General features: G+C 69.8%; 14 protein-coding genes. 5 read left to right on the forward strand and 9 right to left on the reverse strand.

The genetic code is table 11. The features are described 5' to 3' along the window. Positions 1-13: 13 nt before the first annotated feature. Positions 14-739 (forward strand): hypothetical protein, encoded by a 726-nt coding sequence (locus tag OG510_RS17225; protein WP_406137841.1) that lies wholly within the window; start codon positions 14-16, stop codon positions 737-739. A 760-nt stretch (positions 740-1,499) separates the two neighbouring features. After that, complete coding sequence (locus OG510_RS17230) at positions 1,500-1,730, forward strand: response regulator transcription factor (protein ID WP_406137842.1); 231 nt, start codon at positions 1,500-1,502, stop codon at positions 1,728-1,730. 68 nt (positions 1,731-1,798) lie between these two features. Here OG510_RS17230 and OG510_RS17235 read toward each other — a convergent pair whose 3' ends face one another. From OG510_RS17235 to dnaK, 4 genes are read right to left on the reverse strand one after another with little or no spacing between them, the layout of a single operon-like run. Beyond that, positions 1,799-2,266: a heat shock protein transcriptional repressor HspR gene (locus tag OG510_RS17235; RefSeq protein ID WP_164264174.1), complete on the reverse strand. Its 468-nt coding sequence runs from the start codon at positions 2,264-2,266 to the stop codon at positions 1,799-1,801. A 1-nt stretch (position 2,267) separates the two neighbouring features. Then, complete coding sequence (dnaJ, locus tag OG510_RS17240; protein WP_406137844.1) at positions 2,268-3,458, reverse strand: molecular chaperone DnaJ; 1,191 nt, start codon at positions 3,456-3,458, stop codon at positions 2,268-2,270. A 57-nt stretch (positions 3,459-3,515) separates the two neighbouring features. After that, positions 3,516-4,169 carry a nucleotide exchange factor GrpE gene (gene grpE, locus OG510_RS17245; RefSeq protein ID WP_406137845.1) on the reverse strand — a complete coding sequence of 218 codons (654 nt, stop codon included), beginning with the start codon at positions 4,167-4,169 and terminating at the stop codon, positions 3,516-3,518. Further along, on the reverse strand, positions 4,166-6,037 hold the full coding sequence (dnaK, locus tag OG510_RS17250; protein ID WP_164264177.1) for a molecular chaperone DnaK: 1,872 nt from the start codon (positions 6,035-6,037) through the stop codon (positions 4,166-4,168). The genes grpE and dnaK overlap by 4 nt, the downstream gene beginning before the upstream one ends. A 386-nt stretch (positions 6,038-6,423) precedes the next feature. On the opposite strand from dnaK, the gene OG510_RS17255 reads away from it, so the two are divergent. After that, a complete protein-coding gene (locus tag OG510_RS17255) occupies positions 6,424-6,714 on the forward strand; it encodes a chaplin (RefSeq protein ID WP_406137846.1) in 291 nt (96 codons plus the stop codon). Between the two features lie 106 nt (positions 6,715-6,820). On the opposite strand, the gene OG510_RS17260 is transcribed toward OG510_RS17255, so the two are convergent. Continuing rightward, positions 6,821-7,681, reverse strand: coding sequence for a tyrosinase family protein (locus tag OG510_RS17260; protein WP_406137848.1), 861 nt, complete (start codon positions 7,679-7,681; stop codon positions 6,821-6,823). A gap of 19 nt (positions 7,682-7,700) precedes the next feature. Continuing rightward, positions 7,701-8,237, reverse strand: a complete 537-nt coding sequence (locus OG510_RS17265) for a tyrosinase family oxidase copper chaperone (RefSeq protein WP_406137849.1) — start codon at positions 8,235-8,237, stop codon at positions 7,701-7,703. A 316-nt stretch (positions 8,238-8,553) separates the two neighbouring features. On the opposite strand from OG510_RS17265, the gene OG510_RS17270 reads away from it, so the two are divergent. Next, positions 8,554-9,843: a cytochrome P450 gene (locus OG510_RS17270; protein WP_406137850.1), complete on the forward strand. Its 1,290-nt coding sequence runs from the start codon at positions 8,554-8,556 to the stop codon at positions 9,841-9,843. Between the two features lie 100 nt (positions 9,844-9,943). On the opposite strand, the gene OG510_RS17275 is transcribed toward OG510_RS17270, so the two are convergent. Beyond that, positions 9,944-10,438, reverse strand: coding sequence for a DUF5949 family protein (locus OG510_RS17275; protein WP_406137852.1), 495 nt, complete (start codon positions 10,436-10,438; stop codon positions 9,944-9,946). 476 nt (positions 10,439-10,914) lie between these two features. On the opposite strand from OG510_RS17275, the gene OG510_RS17280 reads away from it, so the two are divergent. Continuing rightward, the gene (locus OG510_RS17280; protein WP_406137853.1) at positions 10,915-12,234 is read left to right on the forward strand and encodes a glycoside hydrolase family 26 protein; all 1,320 of its coding nucleotides are present in this window, start codon (positions 10,915-10,917) and stop codon (positions 12,232-12,234) included. Between the two features lie 79 nt (positions 12,235-12,313). Here OG510_RS17280 and OG510_RS17285 read toward each other — a convergent pair whose 3' ends face one another. Together OG510_RS17285 and OG510_RS17290 are read right to left on the reverse strand one after the other, a co-directional pair. Continuing rightward, the gene (locus OG510_RS17285) at positions 12,314-13,549 is read right to left on the reverse strand and encodes a GNAT family N-acetyltransferase (protein ID WP_406137855.1); all 1,236 of its coding nucleotides are present in this window, start codon (positions 13,547-13,549) and stop codon (positions 12,314-12,316) included. Continuing rightward, the gene (locus OG510_RS17290) at positions 13,549-14,280 is read right to left on the reverse strand and encodes a lipopolysaccharide biosynthesis protein (protein ID WP_406137857.1); all 732 of its coding nucleotides are present in this window, start codon (positions 14,278-14,280) and stop codon (positions 13,549-13,551) included. Before OG510_RS17290 ends, OG510_RS17285 begins: the two co-directional genes overlap by 1 nt. Between the last annotated feature and the right edge of the window lie 11 nt (positions 14,281-14,291).

Raw genomic sequence — 14,291 nt, forward strand, 5'->3', positions numbered from 1 at the left:
GAGTGCTTCTGCTGTGCGAGTCTTGCTGGTCAACATGCCATGGGCGCCGATAGAAGTGCCTTCCCTAGCCCTCGGAATACTAAAGAATCGCGTCGCAAAAACCATGCCCGAAACCGAAATCGACGTAATCCACGCCAACCTCGATTTCGCCGATTGGATCACCGAGCGTGTAGATTTTCGCGGTCGGGACTACTACTACTCCTTGGTAAGCTACTTTAAAGGCTGCGGGGACTGGGTCTTCTCTTCGGCCTTGTATGACGATCCCAAGTGGAGGCTTGCCGAGTTTCAAGAACAGCTGGGAAACAGTATGACCGAAGCTGAGATGAAATTGTCCGTCCAACTTCATTCTTTAGTGCCACAGTTCATCGAGCACATCGCGGAGCACATCGCCGGACTCTTGCCCGATGTGGTTGGCTTCACCTCTACATTCCAGCAAAATGCTGCCGCACTTGCGGCAGCCAAGCGCATCAAAGAACTTGCGCCTGGTGTGGCGACGGTCTTCGGAGGCGCCAACTGCGACGGCGAGCAGGGAGCCGCTCTCCATCGAAATTTTGACTTCCAGGCGGTCTCTCATAGCGTCGACACCGGTAATCTCCTCGATACCGTAGTGTCTATCGCTGGCTCGATTTCGTGCGTGATCGGCCGCGAAGATGGCAGCCATGGCACGGCTTTCCAAGATTTCCGCTTGCCGCCGTACCAATTCGGCCTCCTGTCGTGCAAGCAGAGACTGCACGGCTAGCTCCGGACTAACCAGTCGTAATGTGTCAGGATCATTTCTCGAAGGGCGCAGCAGCGACAGCTGCGCCAGTTGATCGAATGCGCGACGGATATCAATTTCTTTGCATCCGAGCTGGGAAGCGAGATCTGCGACCCCGCTCCACGAATTGGTAAACATTGCGCCGTACACCAATTCCACAAACTTGTCGAGACCGAAAGCTTCCCACACTTCCCACACCCCTGACAAAATAGAATTGAGCCACCGGGTCAAGACTCACACATCGGCACCATCTGAATCACCTTGGGTGGTGAGCTTCACCAAGCATCTTGGATTAACGCTCGTCCAATCAGCCCGGGCTTGCTTCTCCCCCCCCCCTGAATGACAGGTGATCAGGGTCTTGGATAAGTACGTCGCCGGTCGATAATTCCCCCGCAATTCTCCCCTGCCTCCACAGACGGAAACCACGAATCCGTTTGTCTCGATGGCGTTGCATCCGCTCATGCTGCCCAAAGGATGCACCGCGTGGCCGCACCGGCGCTACCACCATCTTGCTGCATTGCATCGAGCGGAGGGGGCCAGATGATCACAGAGAGCCTTCGGCTAATCCCAGAAGCCCCGCGTAGACTCTTCTGTAATCATGGAGCGCTGTTATTTCCAAGGCCGCTGTTGGCGTCGTCTGCGACCATTCATATTGCATCCAGTTCTGTATCCTATTTACGACGTAGCGCGCTCACTCTGGGCGACGTCGCTCATTACGGCATGTGCCAGGAGGTCGCAGTCGTTGTCGAACCGAGGCGCCTACATTGCTGCGCTTCGTGACCCGTACGCCGTCGCCCGGCTCCTCAGCGAAGGGCACCCCGACGAAGCCGTCGCCAAGCGGCTCGGGATCAGCGTCCGCACCTGCCGCACCCATATCGCGCACCTCTCGACCGTACTCGGCACCACGAACCGGGTGCAGCTCGGCGTACGGATCGCCCAGTCCGGGATGCTCGGCAGTCACGCACACGGCTGAGGGCCGCCACCCGGGTCGGGTGACGGCCCTCAGCCGTGTGAGCCGTGTGAGCCATGTGACGAATCGGCCTACTCCGGCGACCGCTTCGGCTTCGGCCGCCAGACCACCAGTGCGCTGGTCTGCTGCATGTCCTGGTACGGGACCAGGTCACGGCGGTACGAGGCGTGTACCTGCGCCTCGCGCTGCTGCATGGCCACCGCCGCGCCGTCCACCGCCGCCGAGAGCTCGGCGACCCTGGCCTGGAGCGCGGCGACCTGGTGCTCCAGCTCGATGATGCGCTTGATGCCCGCGAGGTTGATGCCCTCGTCCTGGGACAGCTGCTGCACCGTACGGAGCAGCTGGATGTCCTGGGCCGAGTACCGCCGGCCGCGCCCGGCCGTCCGGCCCGGTGAGACCAGGCCAAGACGGTCGTACTGGCGCAGGGTCTGCGGGTGCAGGCCCGAGAGCTGAGCGGCGACCGAGATGACGTACACGGGGGTCTCGTCGGTCAGTTCGTACCCCATGGATGGGTCACGGCGTCCTCGGCGGCCATTCATCTCAAGCTCCCTTCACGGCCTGGAAAAGCTCCGCGCGCGGGTCGTGCCCCGCGGTCGCGTCGCGGTAGGTCTCCAGCGACTCCCGTGCCTTGTCGCTGAGCTCCGCCGGCACGGTGACCTCGACGGTGACCAGCAGGTCTCCGCGGGTGCCGTCCTTGCGGACCGCACCCTTACCCCGGGCCCGCATCGTACGGCCGTTGGGCGTACCCGCGGGCAGTTTCAGCGTGACCGGGGGCCCGCCGAGCGTCGGTACCTTGACCTCGCCGCCCAGTGCCGCCTCCGCGAAGGTGACGGGCACGGTGAGCGTGAGGTTGTCGCCCCTGCGGCCGAAGACCGGGTGGGCGTCGACATGGACGATCACATAGAGGTCACCGGCCGGGCCGCCCTGCTCGCCCGGGGTGCCCTTGCCGCGCAGCCTGATCCGCTGGCCGTCGGAGACGCCCGCCGGGATTCTGACCTGCATGGTCCGGGAGGACTTGGCCCGCCCGGAACCCTTGCAGACGTCGCAGGGGTCCTGGGCGATGAGCCCGCGGCCCTTGCAGTCCACGCACGGATCGGTCAGTGAGAAACCACCGCCGGTGCCGCGCGACACCTGACCGGTACCGACGCAGGTCGGGCAGACCCGCGGGGTGCCGTTCTTGTCGCCGGTGCCCGAACAGGCTTTGCACGGCGCCTGGCTGGACATCCGCAGCGGGACCGTGGCCCCGTCGACCGCCTCGGTGAAGCTGAGCGTCACCTCGGACTCGATGTCCTGGCCGCGGCGCGGCTGGGTACGGGTCGTACCGGCACCGCCCCGGTTGAACAGTCCGCCGAACACGTCCCCGAGTCCGCCGCCGAATCCGCCCGCGCCGCCCGGCTGCCCCGCTCCCCCGCCCGGGGCACCTCCGAAGAGGTCCCCCAGGTCGAAGTTGAAGGAGCCGCCGCCGGCACCGGGCCCTGGCCGGTAGCCGCCGTTGCCGAAGAGAGCACGCGCTTCGTCGTACTCCTTGCGCTTCTTGGGGTCGCCGAGGACGTCGTTCGCCTCGGAGACCTCCTTGAACCGCTCCTCGGCCTTCGCGTCACTCTTGTTGGCGTCCGGGTGCAGCTCGCGGGCGAGCTTCCGGTACGCCTTCTTGATCTCGGCCTCGGTGGCGTCCTTCGGGACGCCGAGAACCTTGTAGTAGTCCTTCTCGACGAAGTCCTTGGTGCTCATCCCCGACGTCCCTCCTTCCGCTCGCTCCTGATCATGACGTCAGTACTGGTACTGATGTCAGCCCTCGTCCGGGCCACCGCTGTCCTCGTCCGGCGCTTCGTCCTTGGCCTGCGCCCCCGGCTGGGGCTCGGCCACCGCGACCCGGGCGGGACGGATGGTGCGCTCGCCGAACCGGTACCCCGGCTGCAGGATCGCCACGCACGTGTCCTCGGTGATGTCCGGCGCGTACGAGTGCATCAGGGCCTCGTGGATCGTCGGGTCGAAGGGCTCACCCTCCTTGCCGAACTGCTGGAGGCCCATCTTCGCGACGACCGTCTCCAGCGATTCGGCCACCGACTTGAAGCCGCCGACCAGCTCGCCGTGCTCACGGGCGCGGCCGATGTCGTCGAGGGTCGGGAGGAGTTCGGACAGGAGGGTCGCGATGGCGACCTCCTTGACCTGAACCCGGTCCCGCTCCACCCGGCGGCGGTAGTTCTGGTACTCGGCCTGCAGCCGCTGGAGGTCCCCGGTGCGCTCGCTGAGCGCGGTGCGGACCTGGTCCAGCTGGGCGGTGAGGGCTGTTTCCTGACTGCTCTGTGCGTCCCCGGCCGGGGCCGCCGGTTCCGGCTCCTTGGCGGAGTCGGAACCGGCGGCCTTCGACGCGGCGTCTTCGGAGGTCGCGCCGGAGGGGACGTCGGGCTCCTCCTCGAAGCCCGGAGTCTCCTCCGTCATGCGGCGCCTCCCTGACGGCCGTCCTTCTCGTCGTCCACGATCTCGGCGTCGACCACGTCGTCAGGCGCCTCGGTGGCCTGCTCGGTGCCCTCGCCACCCTCGGCGCCCGGCGCACCGCCTGCGGCAGCGGCGCCCTCGGCGTTCGCGTACATCGCCTGGCCGAGCTTCTGCGAGACCGCGGCGACCTTCTCGGTGGCCGTACGGATCTCGGCGGTGTCCTCACCCTTGAGCTTCTCCTTCAGCTCGGTGAGGGCCTCCTCGACCTCGGTCTTGACGTCGCCCGGGACCTTGTCCTCGTTGTCCTTGAGGAACTTCTCGGTCTGGTAGACGAGCTGCTCGCCCTGGTTGCGCGACTCGGCGGCCTCGCGGCGCTTGTGGTCCTCGTCCGCGTACTGCTCGGCCTCTTCGCGCATCCGGTTGACCTCGTCCTTCGGCAGCGAGGAGCCACCGGTGACGGTCATCTTCTGCTCCTTGCCGGTGCCGAGGTCCTTGGCAGCGACGTGCATGATGCCGTTGGCGTCGATGTCGAAGGCGACCTCGATCTGCGGCACACCGCGCGGGGCCGGCGGCAGACCGGTCAGCTCGAACATCCCGAGCTTCTTGTTGTACGCCGCGATCTCGCGCTCGCCCTGGTAGACCTGGATCTGCACGGACGGCTGGTTGTCCTCGGCCGTCGTGAAGATCTCGGAACGCTTGGTCGGGATCGTGGTGTTGCGCTCGATGAGCTTCGTCATGATCCCTCCCTTGGTCTCGATACCGAGGGACAGCGGCGTCACGTCGAGGAGCAGGACGTCCTTGACCTCGCCCTTGAGGACACCGGCCTGGAGCGAGGCGCCGATCGCGACGACCTCGTCCGGGTTCACACCCTTGTTGGCGTCCTGACCGCCGGTGAGCTCCTTGACGAGCTCCGCGACGGCCGGCATACGGGTCGAGCCACCGACGAGAACGACGTGGTCGATCTCGGAGAGCTGGATGCCCGCGTCCTTGATGACGTTGTGGAAGGGGCTCTTGCAGCGGTCCAGCAGATCGGCGGTGAGCTGCTGGAACTGCGAGCGCGTGAGCTTCTCGTCCAGGTGCAGCGGGCCCTCGGCCGACGCCGTGATGTACGGCAGGTTGATCGTGGTCTCCGTCGAGGACGACAGCTCGATCTTCGCCTTCTCCGCGGCCTCGCGGAGACGCTGGAGAGCCATCTTGTCCTTGGCGAGGTCCACGCCGTGACCGTTGGCGAACTGCTTCACCAGGTAGTCGACGACGCGCTGGTCCCAGTCGTCACCACCGAGGTGGTTGTCACCGTTGGTGGCCTTGACCTCGACGACGCCGTCACCGATCTCCAGGAGCGACACGTCGAAGGTGCCGCCACCGAGGTCGAAGACGAGGATCGTCTGGTCGTCCTTGTCGAGCCCGTACGCCAGGGCGGCGGCCGTCGGCTCGTTGACGATGCGCAGGACGTTCAGACCCGCGATCTCGCCGGCCTCCTTCGTCGCCTGGCGCTCGGAGTCGTTGAAGTACGCCGGGACGGTGATCACCGCGTCGGTGACCTTCTCTCCCAGGTACGACTCGGCGTCACGCTTCAGCTTCTGCAGGATGAAGGCGCTCATCTGCTGCGGGTTGAAGCTCTTGCCGTCCAGGTCGATCTTCCAGTCGGTGCCCATGTGGCGCTTGACCGACCGGATGGTCCTGTCGACGTTCGTGACTGCCTGGCGCTTGGCGACCTCGCCGACGAGCACCTCGCCGTTCTTGGCGAAGGCGACGACGGACGGCGTGGTCCTGGCGCCTTCGGCGTTGGTGATGACGGTGGGCTCGCCGCCTTCGAGAACGCTGACGACGGAGTTAGTCGTGCCCAGGTCGATGCCGACCGCACGTGCCATGGTGAATCCTCCAGCTGACTTGAGTGGAACTGGCTCAAGAGTGCACGACAGATCCCGTCGAGTCAACTGACCTGAGTCGAGTGCACTCAACTTTTATCCCGGCCTTATGCGCAATGCCCAGAAACCCCTGGTGGGAGCGGTACGGGGCGCGAGCAGGCACGAGAACCGAGCCGCCTCATATGCCTCGATTGAGCCTATCGCCCCGAATGGGCCGCCGCCCGGTGCGCTTTCCGCCGCCGGGGAGCCGCCGGTCCTGTGCCGAACCCCGGTGACTTTGATCGACATCCGTTACCGGTGGTGCGCTGCGGCGTTGAACGACACGTCGGACCGTGAATCGCTGCGGCTGACCCTGAATGTTCCCGTTCCACTGTTCCAAGGAGAACGCAATGTCGCGTATCGCGAAGGCCGCTGCCGTACTCGCGGGCACCGGCGCCGTCCTGGCCGGTTCCGCCGGTCTGGCCGCCGCCGACGCCGGAGCCCAGGGTGCCGCCATCGGCTCCCCCGGTGTCATCTCCGGCAACCAGGTCCAGGTCCCGGTCCACGTCCCGGTGAACCTCTGCGGCAACACCGTCGACGTCATCGGTCTGCTGAACCCGGCGTTCGGCAACACCTGCGTCAACGCCGACCAGCACGACCACGGCCACGGTGGCTACGGCGACGACGGCTACGGCAACTGAGACTGAGACAGCGGGCGGCAGCGCCTCCCGCGACCTGCGGCCACCCCCTGCGAAGGAGGTGGCCGCAGCTGTGTCCGGCCCACCCGCACCGGGCCCGTACCTGCTCTCAGGCGTACCGGTAGAGCGACGCATGGCTCAGCAGCGACGACGGTTTGACGCCCCACGGCTCCATCGGCTCGTCCAGGCTGAAGATCCGGCCGCTCTGCGGATCACCCGGGGCAAGCTTCCTCGCGGGGACGAACCCGGCGTGCGGATGCGCCTTCTGCCAGCGGTCCCAGACCAGGTCGCAGAAGGAGTGGTGCAGCCAGAAGACCGGGTCGTTGGGCGAGGTCGCGCTGTTCATCGCCCCGCCCACCCAGCGGTGCACCATGTTGTGGTTGCGCCAGGCCGGTCCGTCACCGACCGACCAGCCCTCGAAGGTGTTGCGGAAGCCGTGCGGCACGGTGGAGTCCCACGGGGCCGCGTCGTACACCGTCTCCTTCAGCGCACGGGCCAGATCGGCTCGGCTCGGCAGCGAGACGGGACGGGACGGACGGCCGAAGTTCCGGGTCAGGAACCGGTCGTCGGTCACCCCGACCGTGACCTCCCAGTTCCCCTCGCGGTAGGCGAAGGGGCCGGTCATCACCTGCTGGTCGGAGCGCCGGCCGTCGCCGCCGAGGAAGTCGTCGCCCCAGAGCCCGCCGGTCGGGGCCTGGTCGGCCGTCCAGTCCCAGTAGGGCACGGTGACGCTGGGGTCGACCGCCTGGAGTGCGCGCTCGAATTCCAGCACGAAGCGCCGGTGCCAGGGGAAGAACGTGGGCGCCATATGGGCGACCCGCTTCCCCCGCGACCCGTCCGGGACGTAGTACTCGCCGTGCGTCCGTACGAAGTCGTCGTACTGGCCTGAGCGCTTGACCTCCAGGACCGCGGAGACGAACCGCCTCTTCTCGGACGCGGTGAGGTCCTTCTGGTTCTTGCGGGTGTACACGGGTCAGGGACCTTCCCGGTCAGAGCTGCCGCATCGGGTGCGTCTGCTGCATGGATGTCAACGACAGCCGGGCCGTGCCCAGTTCGTCGACCGCGCCGCGCGCCACCGCGAGAGGCGTCGGGTACGACTCGTAGTGGTCCACCATGCTGAGGTAGCTGCCGTCGGCCCGCCGCATGATGTGCAGCGGCCTGCCGTCGACGGTCACCTCGGTGGAGTCGCCCGCCGTACCGCCCCTGATGTGCCGGCCCCGGTACATCTCGTCGAACGCGTCCCGCAGCTCCTGCGGCGGCCCCGGCGACAGGACACCCTTCCCGTCGTCGCCCTCGCGCCCCGTGGCACCGGCCCGCACGATCGGGGCCAGCGCCCCGGCCGTACCACCGACCGCGCCCACCGCGAACAGCGCGCGCAGTGCCCCGCGCCGGGTCACCGGTACCGACGGGTCCGCCGGTTCCTGGCGACCGGCACGGCCCCGGCCCGCACCGTCCGCGCGGCCCGCACCGTCCGCCGGCTGTCCCCGCTGTGTCCGCCCGGCCGTACCGCGCGTGGACGTTCTCATCCTGGCTCCCTCCGGTTCACCCCGCCGGTCGGCGCGGACCGCCGCGCCTGCCGCACGCCGGGTCGCGCCTCGTCGGGGACAACGACGGCACGAGGAAACAGTTCTTCGGACAAATGACCGCTCCGGCGCGCCGACCAGCGGCTCCGGCTCACTCCGCTGCCCCCTGACCCGGCGGCCGTTCGGCCGTACGGGGGGAATGTCCCGCGCCGCGGCGGGAACTTGCCCGCCCGGCCCCGCGGGGGCGGTCCGCGCCGCCGTGGATGCGCCACGATGACCGCCGGACCAGGGCTGTTCGGCCCGGGGGAAGGACGGACGGATGAGCGTCCCGGCACAGCCTGCCGTACGGCACCCGGCGCACCCGGCGGAGGTGAACCTCGCGGACCCGGCGTTCTGGCAACTGCCCCGCCCCGTACGGCTGGACGCCTTCGCCGCGCTGCGGAAGCTCGAAGGGCCCGCGTACTTCACCGAGCGCCCCGCCACCCGGCGCAGGCCGGGGCAGGGCTTCTACGCGCTGGTCAGGCACGCGGACGTGGTGCGGGCCAGCCGGCTGCCCGAGGTGTTCGCGAGCGCCCCCGGGGTCACCACGCCCGAGCCCGCCCGCTGGGTCAGGTTCCTGTTCGGCGAATCCATGGTCAACATGGACGCCCCGCACCACACCCAGCTCCGCCGGGTGGTCTCCCGGGCCTTCACGCCCCGGCTGCTCGCCGCGGCCGACGAGGACATCCGCCGTGTCGCCGAGCGCGTCGTGGACGACATGGTCGCGCGGCGGCCCGCCGAGTTCGTGGCGTCGGTGGCATCGCGGATGCCGTTCGAGGTCATCTGCAACCTCATGGGCATCCCGGAGCGCTACCGTGCCGACATCGCGGGCCGCGTCGACCACGCGTCGGAGAACGCGGGCGTGCGGCGCGGCATCGGCGCCCGGCTGCGGGACCCGGGGCGCGGGCTGCGGGCCCTGGCCCGGATGCATCTGATGATGGCGGCGCTCGGCCGCGAGCGGCGGCGCAGGCCCACCGGTGACCTGATCTCGGCGCTGGTGCGCGCCGACGTCGACGGGCGGGGGCTCGGCGCCCGCAGCCTCGGCTCGTTCTTCTCGCTCCTGATGGTGGCCGGTGTGGAGACCACCAGGAACGCGATCACTCACGCGCTGACGCTGCTGACCGAGAACCCGGAGCAACGGGACCTGCTCGCCTCGGACTTCGAGCGGTACGCGGACGGGGCGGTCGACGAGGTCGTACGGCACTCGACGCCGATCATCCAGTTCCGCAGGACGGTACGGACGGAGTACGCACTGGGCGGGCACCTCTTCAGGCCCGGCGACAAGGTGGTCCTCTACTACGCGTCGGCCAACCGCGACGAGGCGGTCTTCACCGACCCGGACGCCTTCGACATCACCCGCAGCCCCAACCCGCACCTGGGGTACGGCGGCGGCGGCCCGCACTTCTGCCTGGGCTCACATCTGGCCCGGCAGGAGATCAAGGCGCTCTTCCGGGAGCTGCTGAGCCGCCCGCTGGCGCCGCGCGCGGTGGGCCTCCCCGACCTGGCCGGCTCGAACTTCGACAACCGGGTACGGGCGCTGCCCTTCGCCTTCGACCCGCCCGCACCGTGACGGCAGGCCCGGTACGGCAGGCCCGGTGACGCCCGGCGTGTGACAGCGGTGCGGGGCCGGGCCGGGCGTACGCCTCCCCGGCCCGGCCCCGCCGCCGCGGCTACTTCCGCAGCTGGGTGACCGGCAGCATGCAGTGCGCGGACGTGGTGAGCATGGCCTCGTCGCCGACGAAGGCGCTGAGGACCTCCTCGGACACGGGCCGGCCCGGCACGGCCTCCGGCCACGGCTTGCTGGCGAACATGAAGTGCACCTCGCCCCGGTCGGCCACCGCCCGCAGCCACTCGGGCGGGACGGGGCACTGGGCGCTCAGATACGGCATGTTGACGGCGGCCTGGCCGCCCTCGACCAGCAGCCTGACCGGGAAGCCGGGCCGCGAGCCGTCCGCCAGCGAGCTGCCCAGCGGGATGCCGAGCTCGTCGAAGAGCGTGCGTACGGCGGCCTCGCCCGCCTCGGCACCGTCCTTGCCGTCACCGAGTGAATACGCCAGCAGATAAGGCAGGTTGTTCGTTTCGGGGTCGCCGGACCAGGCGAGCACGGAGAGGGTGCCCAATTGGTCGCGCTGGACACTGCTTGTGGCGGTGTGGGATGCGGTCATGGCTCGGCACCCTAGTGGCGGGCCCGGGCCCCCACGGCGGCCGTTCACCCGGATGGCGGAACCGGGCGCGGCAACGCGGCCGCAAACCATCAGTCAGGGCGTACGCGGGACAGCGGACCGCCCGGGACAGGACAGCCGGAGAAGGGCCCGCCCGGGACAGGACAGCCGGAGAAGGGCCCGCCGGGGACAGGACTGCCCAGGACCGGGCGGGTCCTGGGCAGTCCGCAGGGAAACGTTCACTCCCCATGCGACGCCTTGATCAACGATCTCCCGGTGCATTCGTTACTCATCCCGACCCATCCCGGTGCAGCGCGGACGTCCCGTCTTTCACCTGGATGGAGCTGACTGGTGGTCATGGAACGCACCGATGGCCCAGCGCAGCGCGCCCGGTCGGCCCTTCGGGGGGACGGTTTGACCAATGGATCATGAGTCCGCGTCTTCCGTCACCTGCACGAATTCACCACGAGGAGAGGCCCATGCCGCATCCACGACGACGGTTGAGGAGCGTATGCGTCGCAGGCGCGGCCGCCGGTCTTCTCGTGACCGGCGCCGGAGGCGCGCAGGGTGCGCTCAGGCCCGCCCCCGCTCCGTCCCCCGCCGGGCCGGCCGCCGCGGCGCCGAAGCAGCCCGCGTCCCCGGCGCCTGAGCCGCACGGCTCCCCCGCCGCGAAGGAGTCCGGGGCGCTCGCGCCGAAGGGCCCCCTGCCCGAGGCGCCGGAGGACTCCGCGCCCGCGGTGGGCGCGTACCTGGACTACGGGCCGAAGGGCGTCGCGCGGATGGCGGACCTCTCGCGCTGGCTGGGCGGCGCGGACGTGCGGGTGGGGCACACCTACCTGCCGGGTGACGTCTGGTCGAACATCGAGGGGCAGCCCGGCTTCCTCAGCACCTGGGCGAAGTGGCGGCGCGCCGATGCCGACCGGATGTTCGTGCTCAACGTGCCCATGCAGGAGCACAACGAGGACCATCTCCCGGACGACCAGGTCCGCGGCCTCATCCAGCAGGGCGCCCGGGGCGACTTCGACGACCACTACCGCAAGCTGGCCACCCACCTGGTGAAACTGGGGATCCCCGACACGGTGATCGTGCTGGGCTGGGAGATGAACGGCACGACGTACACCCAGCGCTGCGGCCCCGACCCGCAGGGCTGGAAGACGTACTGGAACCGGATCGTCACCGCGATGCGCTCGGTCCCCGGGCAGAAGTTCAAGTTCGACTTCACGCCCAACCGCGGCCCTGACGACATCCCCTGGACCCAGTGCTATCCGGGCGACGACACGGTGGACATCGTGGGGATGGACTCGTACGACCAGCCGCCGGGCGACACCTTCGAGGACCAGGTGAAGGGGCCGTACGGGCTCCAGGCGCAGGTCGACTTCGCCGCCGCGCACAAGAAGCAGATCTCCTACCCCGAGTGGGGCCTCTTCAGGAACGGCGACAACACCGCCTATATGCGCGGGATGCTCGCCTGGTTCGACGCGCACAAGCCGCTGTACCAGACCATCACGGACTACTGCCCGCACGGTGTGTGGCAGTGCGACGAGAACCCCGACGCGTCGAAGATCTTCCGGACGAAGGTGTCCCAGGAGGCCAAGCCGGAGCCCGGCAGGCCGACGGCCGAACCGAGCACCCCGCCCGGCACGGCGCCGACGCCGACTCCGACGCCGTCGGAGCACGGGGTGGAGCCGCCGTCGAAGCCGACGGGTACGAAGCAGTGGTGCATCCGGGTCGACCTGGGCAAGTGGGCCGGCACCTGGTTCAAGCCCCGGAAGATCTGCGTGTCCCTGCCGGAGGACTGACAGGGCAGCGGACGGGCGGACGGCGAACGGGGCAACAGGCGGCGGGTGGACGGCGGGTGGAACGGCGGGCCGGGTGCGGTCACCGGCCGCCGGCCGCCGGCCGTTCTCCGTCCGCCCGCCGGCCGCCGAGCCTGGTGCGCCAGTCGCGTACCACCGGCCCGATGGTGCGTACCGCGTCGGCCGCCCGGTCCCGGCCCGCCAGCTGGGCCGCGTACAGGCTGAGCACCGGGGCGAGCGCGGCCGTCGCGAGCAGCAGCCGCTGGTTGGTGACGACGGCCGGGCGCCAGTGGCTCTTGTACGGTTCGGTGCCGCGCAGCAGGCTGATGACGGTCCGGCCGCTCTCGGCGGCGTGCCGGGCGTCGCGGCGCAGCAGCATCGTCGCCACGTCGACCTTCCTGGTGCGGAGCTGGGGGTCGGCGCCGTACAGATATCCGCCGCTGAGCCGGGCGGACTGGAGCGTCACATTGGCGGCGACCACCGCACCGTCGAGGCGGTACTCGGTGAGCGCCGCGTCGCCGTCCCGCACCATGCGCTGGGTGGCGCGCGTCAGATGTTCGGCGAACCGGGGTCTGAGGTGCTCGGGCGTGACCCCGCGCCCACGCCACTGCAGCTCGTGCAGACGCAGCAACTCCCGGATGCCGCAGGGGACTTCGTGCTCCGGGACGGCGCGCCCCTCGATCCCCAGCGCGTCGAGCTTGCGCAGCTTGGCCCGGACCCGCTGGGCCCGTCCGGAGGCGAGCCGTTTGACCAGCTGGTCGATGGGCTCGGCGGGCAGTTCGAGGCAGACCGAGTCGCTGAGCCTGCGCCGCGCCCCGGGCCAGCAGGCGTAGAGCTCCTCGGCCGCGGCCCCGGGGCGCACCTCGCGCAGATCGATCAACGCGTGCGGGGCGGCCCGGCGCAGCCCCTCGGCGAGCGCGGTGAGCGTGCCGGACGGCTGCGAGCCGTCGATGAGGACGTCCGAGAAGTCGGAGATGCCGCCGCCCAGCGGGACGAGCAGCGGCAGCGGCCGGTGGGTGAGCATCAGCGGTGCGGCTCCCACCAGCTGTCCGCCACGCCGTACGAGGACCACCCGCAGCCGCCCGGGTGTGCCGTACGAGAGCCACCAGGAGTACAGCCAGGAGTGGCTCTGGAACGGGGTGGCGGTGGCGCAGCCGCGGTACAGCGCCGCCCACTGGGTCTCCAGCGCGGCGAACTGCCGTTCGTCGCGGCACAGCGTCACGGACAGGCCGGACCCGGCCGCTGTCCCGGACCCCGGCCCACCGCCTGTCCTGACCCCGGCCCCGGCCCCGGACGTGGTCCCGGCGGCCACCGCCATCAGACGTGTTCCTTCGGCTGTGCGGGCTCGGCGAGCGCGTCGGGTCCGGTGGCCTGGGCGGGCGCCGGGACCGCTGTGCCCTGGCTCCACTGCCTGCGGCGCGGGCGGACCAGCAGCGTGAGGGCGCCGACGAGGCCGCCCGCGCAGCCGCCGACCGCGATGCCGACCGGCACCGAGGGCGAGACGGCGGCCGACGGTGCGACGGCCTTGGAGAACAGGACCAGCCGGACGCCGGTGTTGCCCGCAGCGGCGTTGCCGCTGGTGGTGAGGGCTCCGGCCACCGCGTTGGCGATGTCGGCGGCCTTGCCGGGGCGCGTCGCGCTGCCGGTGATGCCGATCATCGGCGACTCGGGCGAGGTCTCCGTACGGACGTGCCGCCCCAGCGTCCGCACCGGGACGCCCGCCGCCTTCTGGGCCGCGGCGAGTGTCGAGCTGCTGGTGGAGATACGGCCGTACGCCTGGGCGAAGCCGAGGGCGGTGGAGGGGTCGGCGCCCTTGGCGGGGGCGGCGACGACATAGCTGGTGGCGGCGTAGTCGGGCGCCGCGGCCAGTCCGTACGCCGCACCGCCGACCACGCCGACCAGCGCGCACAGGGGCAGCGGCCACCAGCCGGGCAGCGCGGCGGCGCGGCGGCGGACGGCCCGCCCGATGGTCCGGGGGATGGCTCGGCGCTCGGCTCGGCGCTCGGTCCGGTGCTCGGTCCGGTGCTCTTCGCGGGGCGAATCAGGCATGGGGCTCACTT

The organism is Streptomyces sp. NBC_01089, from assembly GCF_045162975.1.
Taxonomy (GTDB): Bacteria; Actinomycetota; Actinomycetes; order Streptomycetales; family Streptomycetaceae; genus Streptomyces.

Coding starts and splice junctions, on each gene's coding strand:
- OG510_RS17235 (WP_164264174.1), bottom strand. CDS start 2,266: ATGAATGGCCGCCGAGGACGCCGTGACCCATCCATGGGGTACGAACTG.
- dnaJ (WP_406137844.1), bottom strand. CDS start 3,458: ATGAGCACCAAGGACTTCGTCGAGAAGGACTACTACAAGGTTCTCGGC.
- grpE (WP_406137845.1), bottom strand. CDS start 4,169: ATGACGGAGGAGACTCCGGGCTTCGAGGAGGAGCCCGACGTCCCCTCC.
- dnaK (WP_164264177.1), bottom strand. CDS start 6,037: ATGGCACGTGCGGTCGGCATCGACCTGGGCACGACTAACTCCGTCGTC.
- OG510_RS17255 (WP_406137846.1), top strand. CDS start 6,424: ATGTCGCGTATCGCGAAGGCCGCTGCCGTACTCGCGGGCACCGGCGCC.
- OG510_RS17265 (WP_406137849.1), bottom strand. CDS start 8,237: ATGAGAACGTCCACGCGCGGTACGGCCGGGCGGACACAGCGGGGACAG.
- OG510_RS17270 (WP_406137850.1), top strand. CDS start 8,554: ATGAGCGTCCCGGCACAGCCTGCCGTACGGCACCCGGCGCACCCGGCG.
- OG510_RS17275 (WP_406137852.1), bottom strand. CDS start 10,438: ATGACCGCATCCCACACCGCCACAAGCAGTGTCCAGCGCGACCAATTG.
- OG510_RS17280 (WP_406137853.1), top strand. CDS start 10,915: ATGCCGCATCCACGACGACGGTTGAGGAGCGTATGCGTCGCAGGCGCG.
- OG510_RS17285 (WP_406137855.1), bottom strand. CDS start 13,549: ATGGCGGTGGCCGCCGGGACCACGTCCGGGGCCGGGGCCGGGGTCAGG.
- OG510_RS17290 (WP_406137857.1), bottom strand. CDS start 14,280: ATGCCTGATTCGCCCCGCGAAGAGCACCGGACCGAGCACCGGACCGAG.